The following is a 15,920-nucleotide window of genomic DNA, read 5'->3' on the forward strand; positions in this document are numbered from 1 at the left end:
TTGAACAAGGTTAAGCGGTTCACGATTGCGTTGACGCGTGGGTGCGGCGTATCCAGAGAGCGATCACAACCGGTGCACCAGAGCCCAGAGGGCCTGCCGGAGGTGTGAGGGAGATGGAGAAGCTCATGATTAACCGCACTTCCGGCAAGTCCGGACACGCGCGCTCGCTCCTTTGCGGGGTCGCCGCCATTGCCATTGCCATGCCTGTTGCCTCCTATGCGCAAGACGCGCCGGAGGAAGAGGCAGCCAGCGGCAACATGATTATCGTGACCGCCACAAAGCGCGAAACCACGCTGCAGGAAACACCGGTCGCCGTCAGCGTTACCACCGCCGAAACGCTGGAGCGCGAACAGATCCGCGATCTGCGCGATCTTCAGGCCGTGGTGCCATCGCTGCGTGTCAGCCAGCTGCAAAGCTCGGCCAATACCAATTTCATCATCCGCGGCTTTGGCAACGGCGCAAACAATGCCGGCATCGAGCCTTCGGTGGGCGTGTTTGTTGACGGCGTCTATCGCAGCCGCACGGCGGCGCAGATCAACGATCTGCCCAATGTCAGCCGCATCGAAGTGCTGCGCGGCCCGCAATCGACGCTGTTCGGCAAGAACGCATCGGCGGGCGTCATTTCGCTTGTCACCTCGGCCCCGTCCTTCACGCCTGAAGGGTCGCTGGAAGTATCCTATGGCAATCTCGATGCCACCGTGGTGCGCGCCTATGCCAGCGGCCCGCTGAGCGACAGCTTCGCAGTCAGCCTGGCGGGCGGCATCAACCAGCGCGACGGCTATAACATCGACACCGCATCGAACAGCCGCACGAACGAGCGTGATCGCTGGTTCGTGCGCGGGCAGATGCTGTATGACAACGGCAACAACCTGCGCGCGCGCATCATTGCCGATTACGACAAGATGGACGAGAATTGCTGCGGCGTGGTCAATGTCCAGCGTTCGCCCGCCTCGGCCGCCATTCTGGCGCTGGGCGGCCAGTTGAACGATCCGAACGATCCCTTTGCCAATCTCGTCTACAACAACTTCCCCTCGACCAACGAGATCGAGAATTACGGCGTTTCCGCACAGCTCGATTTCGAACTGGGCGGCAATTTCACGCTGACCTCGATTTCCGCCTATCGTGAAAATAACGGGCAATACGATCAGGACGTCGATTTCACCTCGCTCGACCTGCTCCAGCGTTTCCAGACGCAGAACCTGGAAACCTACACGCAGGAACTGCGGCTGGCGGGCGAAATCGGCCCGGCTTCGTTCCTGGGCGGCCTGTTCTACTTCCGTGAGAACATCACCGAGGACCAGACGGTCAACAAAGGCGCGCGTTTCCGCAACTTTGCCGATCTTTCGGCAGGCGGGAACGGCTCCGGCAGCACCGTCGCCTTCCTCGAACAGACAATCGGCACACTTTACGGCGACCCCACGCAGTTTGTGAACACCTTCGCGACGCCGGGCATTGCGGAAACCGGCGGGTTCTTCCTGCGCAACAACGCGCTGTCGCTGTTCGGCCAGGTTGATTTCGAAGTCGCCACCGGCCTCGTCTTAACGGTGGGCGCGAACTACACGATGGATCGCAAGCGTGCGGTGACCGATTACCAGTCGCGCGACGTGTTCTCGAATATCGATCTTGTCGATGCAGGCTTCCGCGCGATTCGCGCGCAGACCATTGCGACAGTGGTCGGCCAGCAACTGGGCCTCGATCCGGGCGTGCTCGCCACGCAGGAACAGATCAATGCCTTTGCTGCCAATATCGGGTTGGCGAACTTCAATAACCTGATCGTTGTTCCGGCAACCGCCTTTGCCACCGCCAATTCGACCAATCCTGCGGTGAACCCTTTCCTGGTGGGCCGGGCGTTGCAACTGTTCCCGCGTTTCATCAACATCCCCAACGCAGTTGAGGACGGGCGCACGCGCGACAACGATCTCGCTTACACCGTCCGCCTGGCGTATGATGTCAGCCCAGACATCAATGTCTATGCCAGCTATGCGACGGGCTTCAAGGCAAGCTCGTTCAACCTGGGCCGTGACAGCCGCCCGCTGGCGAGCGATCTGGCTGCGGTGACCGCGCTTAACCCCACTTTCCGAAACCAGATTGCGGGCAGCCGCTTTGCCGGGCCGGAAGAATCCAAGGTTATCGAGCTGGGCTTCAAGGGCAATTGGGATGTGTTCTCGATGAACCTGACGGGCTTCCGGCAGGACATCGATGGCTTCCAGTCCAACATCTTCACCGGCACCGGCTTCCTGCTGTCCAACGCCGGTAAGCAGCGCACTTGGGGTGTCGAGCTGGAAAGCATGGTGAGGCCGGTGGAGCAATTGACGCTGAACTTTGCCACCACCTGGCTCGACCCAACCTATGTCAGCTTCCCGCTCTCGTCGATCGGGGATCTGACCGGCACCAAGCCGGCAGGTATTCCGGAATGGACGGTGGTGCTGGGCGCGCAGTGGGAACAGGATCTGGGTAATGGCGATGTGCTGATCGCCAACACCACCTTCTACCACGAAAGCAAGACGCAGGTGATCGAAGGCTTGCCGGGCTTCCTCTCGGGCGGACAGGCAGCGGCGATTGCCGCAGCGGCGCCGTTCCAGCGGCAGGTGGATGAGCTGTCGGCCTCGCTGACCTATCAGTTCACCGATCTGGGTCTCGACCTGACGGTGTGGGGCCGCAACCTGACCAACGACCGCTATCTGCTGTCGCTGTTCGATTCGCCCGGCCAGCCGCGGTCGATCTCTGGCTATCCCAACCAGCCGCGCACCTATGGCGTGACGGCGCGCAAGAAGTTCTGATCCACGCAAGTCGGGATTGCGACACGGGGAAGGGGGCCAGCACGGCCCCCTTTTTCGTTTGCCTTGTTCCTGCCGTTATGTTCCCTTTTAATCCGAGGGGTTAAGCAAGAGGGGGATTGTGATGGACTGGATGCTGATGCCGCTGCGGCGCTATGCCGATTTTTCGGGGCGTTCGCGGCGCAAGGAATACTGGATGTTCGTGCTGGGCATGATCATCGTGGCGATCGTGATCGGCGCGATCGAGGGATTGCTGGGCTTGAATCAGATGATCGGCGGTACCTATGGCCCGCTCAGCCTGCTGTTCGTGCTGGCGATTATCATACCCGGAATTGCGGTGCAGGTGCGCCGTTTCCACGACCAGGACCGTTCGGGCTGGTTCGTGCTGCTGGGCTTGATCCCGTTCGTCGGTTCCATCGCCGTGCTGGTGTTCATGTGCCTTGAAGGGACTCGCGGCGACAACCGCTATGGTCCCGATCCCAAGGGGCAGGCGCCGGTCGATACCTTCTCCTGATCGCGGATCGGCGCGGGCGCTCAGAGGTTTCGGAGCGTCTGCGCCGGCCGTGCCCGCAGCACGGGCAGGCTGGCGGCGAAGGCAAAGCCCAGCACCAGCGCCAGCCCCGCGCCCAGCACGGCAAGTATTCGTGGCCAGTCGGGCAGCCAGTCGAATTCGAACAGCTGGGTGATGATCGCCCAGGCAAGGCCCGCGCCCAAGGCGAGCGAGACGCCGGCAAGGATTACGGCAAGCAGGCCGAACTCCGCCAGTTGCAGGCCCAGAAGCTGGCCTCGGCTGGCGCCCAGCACGCGCAGGATGACGGTATCGTAAATCCGTGCGGCGCGTGCGGCGGCAATCGCGCCCAGCAGCACTGCGATTCCCGCCAGCACCGCCACCGATGCAGCGGCCAGAATGGCGAGCGAGACCTGATCGAGGATGCTGCGCGCCTCCTCCAGGATCGGCCCCACCTCCACCACCGAGCTGGAGGGGAAGGCGCGCGCCAGATCGCGCAGCAGCGTGGGCACCTCCGCCCCTTCGGGCAAGGATATGGTAGCCGCCACATTGTGCGGCGCATCGGCCAGCGTGTTGGGTGAGAACACGAAGACGTAATTGAAGCCCATGCTTTCCCAGTCCAGCCGTCGGAAGCTGGCAATGCGCGCGGTTTTCTGCACGCCCAGCACGCTGACCGTGATGATGTCGCCCAATTGCAGATCGGCCGCACGCGCGAGTTCCTCGTCCACTGAAACGAGCGGTTCGCCGTTATAGATTTCAGGCCACCATTCGCCGCGGGTCAGCACATTGCCCTGGGGAAGCGCAACCGAATAGGTCAGCCCGCGTTCGCCGCGCAGCGCCCACGCGCCATCGGGCAATTCCTCCAGTTCGCTGACAATGGTGGGGTTTTCGGGGTCGCCATAGGCAATGACCTGCCCGCGCAGCGTGGGAGTGGCGCTGATTTCAGCTCCCGGTGCATCCGCCTCGACCAGCGCGGTGAATTCGCCCACGCGCGCCACCGGCAGGTCGAGCACGAAATAATCAGGCGCGATGGCCGGCACGGAGCGGCGGATATTGCCATCCAGACTGGTTTGCACCGCCGCCAGCAGGACAAAGGCGGCAAGGCCAAAGCCCAGCGCCGTCACCAGCGCGCCGGTGGCCGCGCCAGGGCGGTAGATATTCGACAGCGCCGCGCGCAGGATCGGATGGGCCGGGCGCGGTGCGCGCTTTGCTGCGCGGGCAATGGTAACGCCCAGCACCCCCAGCAGCAGCAGCATCCCCAGCGCTCCCGCCAGAAACCCGGCGGACAGCAGCGGCGTCGGCGATCCGACCAGCGCCAGCAGGGCAATTCCCGCCATGCCCAGACCCACGGGCACCGCCGCGCTGCGCCAGCCCTGCGAAATCGGCGCAACGCGCGAACGCATCAGCGCCATTGCGGGAAAGTCGCGCGCGCGCAGGATTGGCGGCGCGGCAAAGACCAGCGCCACCAGCAGCCCGAACGCAAGGGCGCGCAGCAAGGCCAGCGGATCGACCACGAAAGCCGTGCTTACCGGCAGCAGCGATCCCAGCGCGTTCGCCAGCAGCGGCGTGACCAGCACGCCTGCCGCCAGCCCCGCCAGCGACCCCGCCAGCGCCGCCGCACCCACCTGCAGCGCGTAGATGCGCGCGATGTCACCGCTCGATGCGCCAAGGATCTTCAAGGTGGCGATCCCGGCGCGCTTGCTTTCGAGATAGGAGGAGACGCCGCCGCCAATGCCGATGCCGGCGATCACCAGCGCGGCAAGGCCCACCAATGTCAGGAATTCGCCCATGCGGCTGACAAAGCGTTCCGCGCCGGGCGATGCGCGGTCGCGGGTGCGGATATCCAGCCCGCTTTCCGGAAAGGCTTCGAGGATTTCCTCCTCCACAGCCGCAGGATCGGCATTTCCGGAAAAGCGCACACGCGTTTTCGTTTCGTACATCGCGCCGGGCAGGGTAAGGCCGGCAGCCTCTGGCACGTCCAGCCCCACGATCACGCTCTGGCCCAGCGAAAATCCTTCGGACAGGCGGTCGGGCTCCTCCCCGATAATGCCCGCCACGGTCAGCGGCAGCGTGCCGAGCAGGATGCTGTCACCCACGCCGACGTCCAGCCGGTCGGCCACGCCCTGCGCAATCCACGCGCCGCCATCGGGCAGGTCGCCCGCCACGCTGCCATCGGCCAGCGTCAGCGCGCCGTAGAGCGGCCAGTTGCCTTCCACTGCTTTCAGCTCCACCGGCGCTGCAGCATCGCCATTGGTGAGCATGGCCTGCATTCTGAGGCCGTTGGACAACTCGCCATATTCCGAAAGAAAGGCCACTTCCTCCGCGCTCAAGGGGCGCTGATAGACTTCCACTTCCAGATCGCCGCCCAGCAGCACCTGCCCCTGGCCGTTGAGTTCGCTGCGAATGGCCGAGGTGAGCGAGCCGATCGCCGCCAGCGCGCCCACGCCCAGAAACAGGCATACGAGCAGCAGGCGCAGGCCGCGAAACTGGCGGTGCAGGTCGCGCCGCGCAATGCGCCATGCCGCTGCCCAGCCGAGCGATGTCATGAAGCGGGCATATCCGCCTTGACCGTGTCGGACACGATCCGGCCATCGCCCAATGTAACCACCCGGTCGCACAGGGCGGCCAGATCCTTGTCATGCGTGATGATCACCAGCGTCGCCCCGGTCTGCGCGCGGCGCGAAAACAGCACATCGACAATCGAACTGCCGGTCGAACCGTCGAGATTGCCTGTTGGCTCGTCCGCGAAAATCAGCGGCGGGCGCGAGGCAATGGCGCGGGCAATGGCGACGCGCTGCTGTTCCCCGCCCGAAAGCTGCGCGGGGTAGTGCGTCAGGCGATGGCCTAGGCCCACGGCCTCCAGCTCCGCCGCGGCGCGTTCCCATGCGTCCTTCTCGCCCGCCAGTTCAAGCGGGGTGGCGACATTCTCCTGCGCCGTCATGGTGGGCAGCAGGTGAAAGGCTTGCAGCACGATGCCGATGCGCCCGCGCCGGGCCAGCGCCAGTTCGTCCTCGCTCATGCTGGAAAAGGCCGCGCCTGCGACGACGAGTTCACCGCTGGTCGCGCGTTCCAGCCCGGTAAGCACGCTCATCAGCGAGCTTTTGCCCGAACCCGAAGGGCCGAGCAGCGCCAGCGTCTGCCCGGTTGGCACGGTCAGATCGATGCCGCGCAGGATCTCAACGGCTGCCGCGCCTTCGCCCAATGTCAGGCGCAGGTCACGGGCAAGGATGGCGGGATTGTTTGGCGGGGGGCTTGTCACCGCCCAGCGATGGCATAGCTATGACAGCGAGGCAATAGAGGCATAAGGGCGGTAATCGATGCGGATTGGCGGTTGGGCGATAACGATCATGGCGCTGGCGCTGGCCGCCTGCGGCAACGAAGCCGCGTCGCCGGCACAGGCCGACACGGCCAGCGCTCAACCCGTCGCGGGGCAGGCCGCGCCGGTAACCGGGCCGGAACGCGTGATCCTGGCCTTTGGTGACAGCCTGTTTGCCGGATACAATCTGGCAGAGGACGAAGGCTATCCCGAACAGTTGCAGGCAGCGCTGCGGGCCGACGGGATCAATGCCCGTGTGATCGACGCGGGGGTTTCGGGCGATACCACTGCGGCCGGGCGGCAGCGGATCGGTTTCGTGCTCGACAACGCGCCCGCCGCGCCGCACCTCGCCATCGTGGAACTGGGCGGGAACGATATGCTGCGCGGTCTGCCGCCATCGGCGACGCGCGAAAATCTGGCCGCCATTCTGGAGGAACTGAAGGCGCGCAATATCCCGGTGTTGCTGATGGGGATGCGTGCTCCGCCCAATCTCGGCGCCCAGTTTCAGGCCGAGTTTGACGCGATCTATCCCGATCTTGCCCGGCAATATGGCGCGGCGCTGGTGCCGTTCTTCCTTGAAGCGGTGTATGACAAGCCGGAACTGAACCTGCCTGACCGCATCCACCCCACGGCTGAAGGGGTGCAGGCGCTGGTCGCGTCCACCAAGGGCGCGGTGGTCGCAGCCATCCCGCCCGCCGAGTAATACATCAGCGCAGGCTGCGGATCAGCATCACGCCGGCCCCTGCCAGCAGCGCCAACGCCGCGCAGCCCAGGAAAAGCACGCCCAGCACATCCGCCAATGCGCTGGTCTGAAACGCGATCAGTGTCAGCACCGGGGCGATGATTGCAGGGACGGTATTGGTCAGGTTCATTACCCCCAGCAGCGCGCCGCGCCGTGGGTGCCCTGCCACCAGTTGCGCCACCATCGCGGTGTCGATCGAAAGGAAGGCCGCCAGCCCGCAATAGAATACGGCATAGCCCGCGATGAAGGGCCATAGCGTGTCGGCTTGCGACAAGACAGCCATCCCAAGGCCCACCAGCACGGCAGCGACAGCTAGTGGACGGCGGCGCTGGCCCAGCCTGTCGGAAAGCAAGCCCGCGACCTGTGTTGCCCCGATCGCCAGCAAGGCGGCTGGCGCAGCGAGGCTCGCCAGCATCTGCGAGGCCCGCGCCGCCGGATCAGCGGCGGGCGCGGCCAGCGTCTCGATCAGATAAAGGTAGATATAGCCCTGCACGAACGCCGCGCCCAATTGCACGGCGAGCCGCGCGCACCATGCAATGCGGAAATCGCGCAGCCGGTCGCGCGTGACCTCCTGCGGCGCGGTCACGAGGTTCTCCACAAACGGCGCGGGAAGATGCAGCGCGCCCAGCGGCCACAGGATCAGCAAAGGCAGGATGCAGGCCACTGCCACGGCTCCCGTCACCAGAAAGGCCGCCGCACTGTCCTGCGCAAAGCCAATGCCCACCGCCACCACCGCCAGATTGGAAGCGGGAAGGGCAGCGTTCATCAGCCCGCTCATCCGGCCCTTTTGGCGGTCGGGGAAATGGTCGGCCAGCAGCGCGCCCAGCGGGGCAAAGGCGAAGTTCAGAGCCAGCTGAAACGACAGAATCGCCGCCAGCATTGCGGGGAAGCTGTGGGCAAAGGCCAGCAGCAGATAGGATGCGGCCAGCATCCCTGCGCCGATCAGTGCAAGCCCGCGCCGGTTGCCATGGCGGGCCAGCCAGCGGTCGCTCAGGTGACCGGCCAGGATATGCGCCGCTGCCGCCATCATTGCGCCCGCCAGCAGGACCCAACTGAGCAGAACCGCGGCATTTCCGGGTGCAAAGCTCTCGATCCGGCGCGGGATCAGCAGAACGAGCACGGGCATGAAGGCCAGATAGACGCCGAGGAGCGCAAGCGTATACAGCCCCATGGCCGCCCGCGATTGACCGGGCTGGAGCGGGAGGCCTGCGATCACCGTCAGCCGGTCTTGCGCTTGGCTGGCGCGGGGGCAGGGCCGGTGGTGGCCCGCTCCACCAGCCGGTAGGGCAATTTGATGCTGCCATGCGCCGGGCCGCCCGCGCTGGCGGCGATCAGTTGCGAACAGGCTGCCGCGATCATTTCCGCCGTGGGCTGGCGAATAGCGGTGAGCGGCGGCACGCTGAAGCGCACGCCGGGCGTGTCCTCGAAACTGGCGATCGAAAGCTGCTGCGGCACCTCAAGGCCCAGCCTGTCCGCCACGTGCATGGCGGCAAAGGCCATTTCGTCATTCTCCGCGATCAGCGCGGTTGGCGGATCGGCGCGGGTCAGCAGGCGTTCGATTTCCTGCGCGGCATCGGCAAAGCGGAAATTGCCCTTGGCAACGCAGCCCGCCGCTTCGCCCAGGCCGCTGGCCGCCAGCGCGCGGGAAAAACCGGCGAGGCGCTTGGTCGAATTGCCGTATTCGGGCGATCCGGCGATAAAGGCCAAGCGCATATGCCCCAGCGCGATGAGGCGTGCGGTGATCTCGGCGGCGGCCTCCTCCTCGTCCATGAACACGTCGATGAATTGCGTGCCGGGACGCCGCCCGATGCGGGCGCAGGGGATGCCGCGTTCGGCCAGCAGCACCGGCAGTTCCTCGTTATCGCTGTGCGGCGGGGTCAGGATCACGCCATCGGGGCGCAGCGCCGCAATGGCGTTGGAAAGCTGGCGCGGCGCGGTGGCGGGATCGGTGTCGATCAGTTCGAAGATGAGGTGATAGCCGTGCTTCTCGCACTCGGTAATGCCGCCGTGCAGCATCTGGTCAACCCAGTCATTGCCGCGCCCCGCGCGCCAGTTCTCGATCGTGCGCTGCCGGTCGTTCACCGCCAGGATCAGATAGGATTTGCCCCCGCCCATGCGCCGCGCGGAGAGGTTGGGGACATAGCCGAGCGCGGCAATCGCCGCCTCTACCCGTTCGCGCACTTCAGGCTTGACGTTCGGCCCCTTGTTGATGACGCGGGAGACGGTCTGGCGCGAGACGCCGGCGGCCTGCGCCACATGCTCGATCGTAACGCTGGCGCGCGATGCCATCTGCGTCCCCCAACCTGAAAAGCCAATCCCAGCGCGGGCTTATGACCTAGCCTTTGGTCTGTGTCCAAGCAAAAGCGCCGCCAAATCGTGAGCGCTCACAATTCATCTTGTGAACGATCACGTCAAGATGTATGTGAACGTTCACACGGCTACCATAATGCCGGTTCCTGGGAGGGTTTCATGCGCAAGTTTTCCGTTTTGCTCGCTGGCGGCGTGTCCGCTTTTGCTCTTTGTGTTCCGGCAGTTGCGCAGGATGCGGGTGCCGAACCCGATCTGAGGGAAGCGCCTGCTGCGGCCGATTCGATCATCGTTACGGCAGACCGGCGCGAACAGGCGATCCAGGATTACGCCGGCACCGCCGCCACCTTCAGCGGCGATGAATTGCGCGCACGCGGCATTCAGGACATCACCGATTTCAACAATGTCCTGCCCGGCATGACCGTGGCGAACAATGGCGGCAATGTGGAAATCTGGATCCGCGGCGTCGGCTCCTCCAACAATACCGAACTGGGCGATCCGGCGGCGGCCTTCCATTATGATGGCGTCTATGTGCCGCGCCCCTCCGGCATCGGCTCGGCCTTTTTCGATATCGAGCGGGTGGAAGTGAACATCGGCCCGCAGGGCACTTTGCGCGGGCGCAACGCCACCGCCGGTTCGGTCAACGCGATTGCGTGGAAGCCGGGCATCGGCATCTGGGATGCGGAGGCGGAGATTGCCTATGGCAATTACGACCATGCCGAATTCCGGGGTATGCTGAATGTGCCGCTTGGCGCAAATGCGGCCTTCCGCGTGTCGGGTATGTATCTGAAGCACGACAGCTATTACAACAATGTCGGCCCGATCCAGAATGTCGACGTGGCCGAGGCGGAGGACAACAAGGCCGTCCGCGCGCAATTGCTGTGGGAGCCGACCGACCGGCTGACCATCCTGCTGGCAGGCGACTATATTCACGAGGAAGGCACCGGCTATACCGGCACCAATTACGCCAACCCGCTGGGCAATGGGGTCGATCCGCGCGACATCCGCAATCCGCGCGATGTCATCGCCAAGGCGTTCACGCCTGATCTGGACACCAAGCATTGGGGCCTGCGCGGCACGGTCACCTATGATGCCGGGCCGTTCAGCGTGGAATATACCGGCAGCTACCGCGATCTGGTTTACAACTACAACGCCACCACGCCGCTGACGCCTTTCTACGACGGAGTGTATGACAATTTGTCCCGGCGCGAGGATGTGCTGGCGGGCGGCTTCGTCAATCCGGGCGTGGTGCTGGAGGAAGTGTATGACAACTGGTCGCGTTTCCAGTCGATCACCGACAGCCGTTCCCATTACCACGAGCTGCGCCTGTTCGGAGAGGACGACCGCCTGACCTGGAGCCTGGGCGGGCTGTATTTCCGCGAAGACCAGTATGCCTTCCTCGGCTCCACCGGGGATCGCGGCCTGTTCTTCCAGGGTGTGGAATTCAATATGCCCGATGTCGATGCGGAAAGCTGGGCGCTGTATGGCGATGCCACCTTCAGCGTGACCGACCGGTTCCGCGTGACCGGCGGCCTGCGCTACACCGATGACAGCAAGAGCCGCGAAGGCGTTGCCTCGCGCTATGGCTTGGCGCTGGGCGATGGCAATTTCAACTGCTGCGGCGGCGTGCGCTACGGCACCGAAGGATTTGCCTTTGCCGGGCGCGACCGCACCATCTTCAACCCCGACACTGATGGCAACGGCTCGATCAGTGATGCCGAAGTGTTTGCCTTCTGGCAGAACGGCGTTGCCAATTTCGGCGCGCGCGACAATCTGGACGAGATTCTCGATTTCGGCCCCAAGGGCGGCGATCCCTTCCCGGTGGCAGGCGCGCCGCAATGTCTCGACACGGTGACAGGCGATTTCTGGACCTGCAACGGCTTCACCAATGGCGATCCGTTCTTCAACAACCAGTTCACCTATGCCGTGCCCTTCCAGGGGCAGATCTTCCGCCAGACGGGGCAGATGCAGGACAAGTTCGTCGATTGGCGCGTGCGGGCCGAATATGATGTGACGCCCGACAATCTGCTTTATGCGCTGGTCGCCACGGGGCACAAATCCGGCGGTTTCAACGACAATCTGGGCGATGCGGGCGTTGCGCCCACTTACGACACCGAAAAGGTGCGGCTCTACGAACTGGGCAGCAAGAACGCGTTCTGGCTGGGCGATGTGCGTGCGCGGCTGAACCTGTCCGCCTTTTACAACGATTATTCGGATCAGGTATTCACCTCGCTGCTGTCGGTGGCGCAGGTGGTCGATTTCCTCGACGGGCTGGGACAAACCGTGCCGCTGCCGGAAAATACCAGCCTCGCGCTGGTCGTGTCCTACAGCTACAACGCGGCCGATTCCGAGATTTACGGCCTCAATCTGGAAGGCGGCCTGCAATTGCCGCACAACATCAACTGGAACTTCAACGCGCTGTGGCTGGAAGCGCAGATCCAGAATGCCGAGCCCATTCAGGATTTCCGGTTCCAGGCCGACGTGGCGCCCGATGAAGCAGTGTTCCAGTCGATCAACGGCGCGCGCCTGCCGCGCACGCCGCGCTGGCAGCTCAACACCTCGATCAGCCAGTCAATCGATGTGCCCAGCGGGTCGATCGACTGGATCGTTTCGGCGGGCTACCGTTCGTCCACTTTCCAGACGATCTTCAATTCGCAGGATTTCCAGAACCCGAACAATCCGCGCCTGCGCCTGAACGATGTGGTGCGCGGCTATGCCACCTTCGATCTGGGGGCGGGGTATACGCATGGCGAAGGCGATCTGCGGTTCGAGGTCTATGTGAACAACATCACCAACGAACAGCGCGAATCCGCGATCATCATCACGCAGTTCGACAACACCCGCTTCTTCACCCGCCCGCGCACCTTTGGCGCCCGCGTCCGGGTTGGTTTCTGATAGCAGGGGGCGGGCGGGTGCAGGGCTGACACGGCGCTGCACCCGCTGCTCGTGCAAACAGGAGAACTGGCGTGATTAATCCCCTTCTGGCCATTCTTGCGGCTGCCATGCAGGCAGGCTCCTCCGCAGGAGGCGATGCGGCTCATATCTCCCCGATTGAGCCGCATCGCGCTCCTGCCGGATACGAACTGGTCTTTGCCGACGAGTTTACCGAAGGCGATCTGCCCGATGGCCGGAAGTGGACTTACGATACGCACCGCAATGCGGAAGGGTGGTATAACAACGAATTGCAGTATTATGCTGCCGGCCGGCGCGAGAATGCGCGGATCGAAAACGGCGCGCTGGTGATAGAGGCGCGGGCGGAGAACCTGCGCGGTCTGTCGCTGGCGGATTTTGGCGGGCAGAATTACTCCTCCGCCCGCCTTGTCACCAATGGCGCGGGCTGGACTTACGGCTTTTACGAAATCCGCGCGAAGCTGCCCTGCGGGCGCGGCACCTGGCCGGCGATCTGGATGCTGCCTGCCGATACCACGGTCACCTGGCCCAATGGCGGCGAGATCGATATCATGGAGCACGTCGGTTACGATCCCGGCGTGATCCACACATCGGTGCATACCCGCGCCTTCAATTTTCGGCGCGGCACGCACCGCACAAATTCCTACTCCCTGCCCACCGCCTGCGACCGCTTCCACCGCTACCAATTGCTTTGGACGCCGCAGAGGCTGGTGTTCGCGGTGGATGATGCGCCCAATTTCCTGTTTGAAAAGGTGCGATCGGACCGCAGCCGATGGCCGTTTGACGCGCCGATGAACCTGATCCTCAACATTGCCGTGGGCGGTGACTGGGGCGGCCAGCGCGGTATCGATTCCGCAGCTTTCCCCGCGCGCATGGAGATTGACCATGTGCGTGTTTACCAACTTGCAGGAGGCGCGCAGTGACGCATCGCAAACGGCGCGGATGGATGGTGGCGGCGGCGCTGGGGTTTTCGCTCATCGCGGGTGGCTGCGCTACCGATGCCGGTGATGCGCCCGCCTATGACTGGGCCGATACACGCCACGATGCGCGGATTGCCGAACTGCTCAGTCAGATGAGCGTGGAGGCCAAGATCGGCCAGCTCATCATGCCCGATATCTCCACCATCACGCCCGAGGATGTGGCGCGCTACCGCTTTGGCTCGATCCTGAACGGTGGAAATAGCGGCCCCGGCGGCAATGACGAAGCGCCTGCGCCCGAATGGCTGGCCTTGGCCGATGCGATGTGGGACGCGGCGATGAGCCCCATGCCCGATGGCCAGCCGGTGATTCCGATGCTGTGGGCAACCGATGCGGTGCACGGCCATTCGAACATTCCGGGCGCGACGATCTTCCCGCACAATATCGGCCTTGGCGCGACCCGCAATGCCGACCTTGCGCGCCGCATTGGCGAGGCGACGGCGGCGGAAATCGCGGTGACCGGCATCGACTGGACATTCGCCCCCACGCTGGCGGTGGCCACCGATGACCGCTGGGGCCGGACTTACGAGAGCTTCTCTGAAGATACGGCCCTTGTCAGCGAATTGGGCGAGGCAACCATTCTGGGCCTGCAAGGCGCGCCCGGCAGCGCCGATTTCCTCGGCCAGCGGCGGGTGATTGCCACGGCCAAGCATTTCTTTGGCGATGGCGGCACGGGCGGGCTGGACCGGGGCGATACACGCGGCGATCTGGACGATCTGAAGGCGGTGCACGGCGCGCCCTATATCCCGGCGATCAACCAGGGCGTGCAGACGGTCATGGCCAGCTTCTCCTCGATCAACGGGGCCAAGATGCATGGCGACGCACCGCTGCTGACCGGATATCTGCGTGGGCAAATGGGCTTTGGCGGGCTGGTTGTGGGCGACTGGAACGGCCATGGCGAATTGGCGCAATGCACCAATGCCGATTGCCCGGATTCGCTGCTGGCGGGCCTCGACATCTACATGGTGCCCGAAGACTGGCGCGGCCTTTACGACAATCTGCTGGCGCAGGTGAACGACGGCACCATCCCCATGCAGCGGCTGGACGAGGCGGTGGGCCGTATCCTGCGCGTGAAGCTGGAATACGGCCTGTTTGAAAAGCCGCGCCCCTCCCAGCGCGAACTGGCCGGGCAATGGGCGCTGCTCGGTTCGCCCGAACACCGCGACATCGCGCGGCAAGCGGTGCGCGAGTCGCTGGTGCTGCTCAAGAACGAAGGCGGTGTGTTGCCGATCGCGGGCAATGCCAAAGTGCTCGTCACCGGGCCGGGCGCGGACAGCATTGCGATGCAAGCGGGCGGCTGGTCGATCACCTGGCAAGGTGGCGGCGAGTTGACCAATGCCGACTTTATCGGCGCCACCAGCATCTATGCCGGATTGGCCGATGCCGTGCGCGCTGGCGGCGGCACCGCGACGCTTTCCGCCGATGGCAGCTATACCGCGCGGCCCGATGTGGCGGTGGTGGTGTTTGGCGAGGAACCCTATGCCGAATTCGTGGGCGACCGCGAAGATCTGGCTTTCCGCGACGAGGCGGGGCTTGACCTGCTGCGCCGGTATGATGCGGCGGGCATTCCCACGGTAGCTGTGTTCCTTTCAGGCCGCCCTCTGTGGGTGAACCGCGAACTGGCGATGGCCGATGCCTTTGTCGCCGCCTGGCTACCGGGCAGCGAAGGGCAGGGCGTGGCCGATGTGCTAGTGGGCGATGCTGATGGGCAGGCGCGGCACGATTTCAGCGGCAAACTGTCCTTCACCTGGCCTGCCGCCTGCGCACCCGGCGGGGGCGAGGCGCTGTTTCCCTTTGGCGCGGGCTGGACCTATGCCGATGCGCCTCCTGCGCGCAATTTTGCGGCGGAATGCGCGCTGCTGAGCGCTGATCGGGCGGGGCAATTGCGTCTGTTCCAGCGCGGTCTTAACGCGCAGGTCAGCGCGGCGGCGCAGGACGCATCGGGCAATGCCACCCTCACTAATCTGGTGGGGGCAAGCCCGGCGCGTAGCCTTAGCGTGACCGCGTTTGATTACCGCGCGCAGGAAGATGCGCGGCGTCTGGCCTGGACGGCTCCGGCATCGCTTATCCTTACCCTGCCGCAAGGGTATCGCGTGGCCGAGGGTTCATCACTGGTGCTGACCTATTCGCTGGATGCGGTGCCCGGCGGGCCGGTGCAGTTGCAGGCGGGCGGGCGAAGCCTTGATCTGTCCTCCACCTTCACGCTGGGGGCGGGCAAGGGCTGGCGCACCTCGCGCGTGCCGCTGGCCTGTGTGTGGGAAGATGGGGCACGCGCGCTGCAATTGCGCGCCCCGGCGGGCTTCACCCTGTCGCTGGCCGAAATCGCCATCTCGCCCGAAAGCTTTGGCACCGACTGCAAAGGGCCTTTCTAACCCGGCGCTTG

At 64.5% G+C, this 15,920-nt stretch carries 10 protein-coding genes; 6 read left to right on the forward strand and 4 right to left on the reverse strand.

Annotation, left to right across the window (positions count from 1 at the left end):
- Positions 1-125 precede the first annotated feature (125 nt).
- Complete coding sequence (locus WFP44_RS09865) at positions 126-2,780, forward strand: TonB-dependent receptor (protein WP_336926393.1); 2,655 nt, start codon at positions 126-128, stop codon at positions 2,778-2,780.
- A gap of 121 nt (positions 2,781-2,901) precedes the next feature.
- Positions 2,902-3,291 (forward strand): DUF805 domain-containing protein, encoded by a 390-nt coding sequence (locus WFP44_RS09870; protein ID WP_336926394.1) that lies wholly within the window; start codon positions 2,902-2,904, stop codon positions 3,289-3,291.
- A 20-nt stretch (positions 3,292-3,311) separates the two neighbouring features.
- On the opposite strand, the gene WFP44_RS09875 is transcribed toward WFP44_RS09870, so the two are convergent.
- Together WFP44_RS09875 and WFP44_RS09880 are read right to left on the reverse strand one after the other, a co-directional pair.
- On the reverse strand, positions 3,312-5,831 hold the full coding sequence (locus WFP44_RS09875) for an ABC transporter permease (RefSeq protein ID WP_336926395.1): 2,520 nt from the start codon (positions 5,829-5,831) through the stop codon (positions 3,312-3,314).
- Entirely contained in the window at positions 5,828-6,544 is a 717-nt protein-coding gene (locus tag WFP44_RS09880) for an ABC transporter ATP-binding protein (RefSeq protein WP_336926396.1), read from the reverse strand. The genes WFP44_RS09875 and WFP44_RS09880 overlap by 4 nt, the downstream gene beginning before the upstream one ends.
- A gap of 58 nt (positions 6,545-6,602) precedes the next feature.
- On the opposite strand from WFP44_RS09880, the gene WFP44_RS09885 reads away from it, so the two are divergent.
- A complete protein-coding gene (locus tag WFP44_RS09885; RefSeq protein ID WP_336926397.1) occupies positions 6,603-7,304 on the forward strand; it encodes an arylesterase in 702 nt (233 codons plus the stop codon).
- Between the two features lie 4 nt (positions 7,305-7,308).
- Here WFP44_RS09885 and WFP44_RS09890 read toward each other — a convergent pair whose 3' ends face one another.
- The gene (locus WFP44_RS09890) at positions 7,309-8,559 is read right to left on the reverse strand and encodes an MFS transporter (RefSeq protein ID WP_336926398.1); all 1,251 of its coding nucleotides are present in this window, start codon (positions 8,557-8,559) and stop codon (positions 7,309-7,311) included.
- Positions 8,560-8,561: 2 nt separating this feature from the next.
- Positions 8,562-9,632: a LacI family DNA-binding transcriptional regulator gene (locus WFP44_RS09895; protein WP_336926399.1), complete on the reverse strand. Its 1,071-nt coding sequence runs from the start codon at positions 9,630-9,632 to the stop codon at positions 8,562-8,564.
- Positions 9,633-9,812: 180 nt separating this feature from the next.
- Between WFP44_RS09895 and WFP44_RS09900 the strand changes: the two genes are divergently transcribed.
- The 3 genes from WFP44_RS09900 to WFP44_RS09910 all read left to right on the forward strand — a co-directional run bounded on the left by WFP44_RS09900 (position 9,813) and on the right by WFP44_RS09910 (position 15,909).
- Positions 9,813-12,545, forward strand: coding sequence for a TonB-dependent receptor (locus WFP44_RS09900; protein ID WP_336926400.1), 2,733 nt, complete (start codon positions 9,813-9,815; stop codon positions 12,543-12,545).
- Positions 12,546-12,616: 71 nt separating this feature from the next.
- Positions 12,617-13,483, forward strand: coding sequence for a glycoside hydrolase family 16 protein (locus tag WFP44_RS09905; RefSeq protein ID WP_336926401.1), 867 nt, complete (start codon positions 12,617-12,619; stop codon positions 13,481-13,483).
- The gene (locus WFP44_RS09910; protein WP_336926402.1) at positions 13,480-15,909 is read left to right on the forward strand and encodes a glycoside hydrolase family 3 protein; all 2,430 of its coding nucleotides are present in this window, start codon (positions 13,480-13,482) and stop codon (positions 15,907-15,909) included. The genes WFP44_RS09905 and WFP44_RS09910 overlap by 4 nt, the downstream gene beginning before the upstream one ends.
- Positions 15,910-15,920: the final 11 nt, after the last annotated feature.

The sequence above is a fragment of the Alteraurantiacibacter palmitatis genome, from assembly GCF_037154115.1.
GTDB lineage: Bacteria > Pseudomonadota > Alphaproteobacteria > Sphingomonadales > Sphingomonadaceae > Alteraurantiacibacter > Alteraurantiacibacter palmitatis.

Bases quoted from the DNA above. Each gene is read 5' to 3' on its own strand.
- WFP44_RS09895 (WP_336926399.1), bottom strand. From the start codon at position 9,632: ATGGCATCGCGCGCCAGCGTTACGATCGAGCATGTGGCGCAGGCCGCC.
- WFP44_RS09885 (WP_336926397.1), top strand. From the start codon at position 6,603: ATGCGGATTGGCGGTTGGGCGATAACGATCATGGCGCTGGCGCTGGCC.
- WFP44_RS09875 (WP_336926395.1), bottom strand. From the start codon at position 5,831: ATGACATCGCTCGGCTGGGCAGCGGCATGGCGCATTGCGCGGCGCGAC.
- WFP44_RS09900 (WP_336926400.1), top strand. From the start codon at position 9,813: ATGCGCAAGTTTTCCGTTTTGCTCGCTGGCGGCGTGTCCGCTTTTGCT.
- WFP44_RS09870 (WP_336926394.1), top strand. From the start codon at position 2,902: ATGGACTGGATGCTGATGCCGCTGCGGCGCTATGCCGATTTTTCGGGG.
- WFP44_RS09865 (WP_336926393.1), top strand. From the start codon at position 126: ATGATTAACCGCACTTCCGGCAAGTCCGGACACGCGCGCTCGCTCCTT.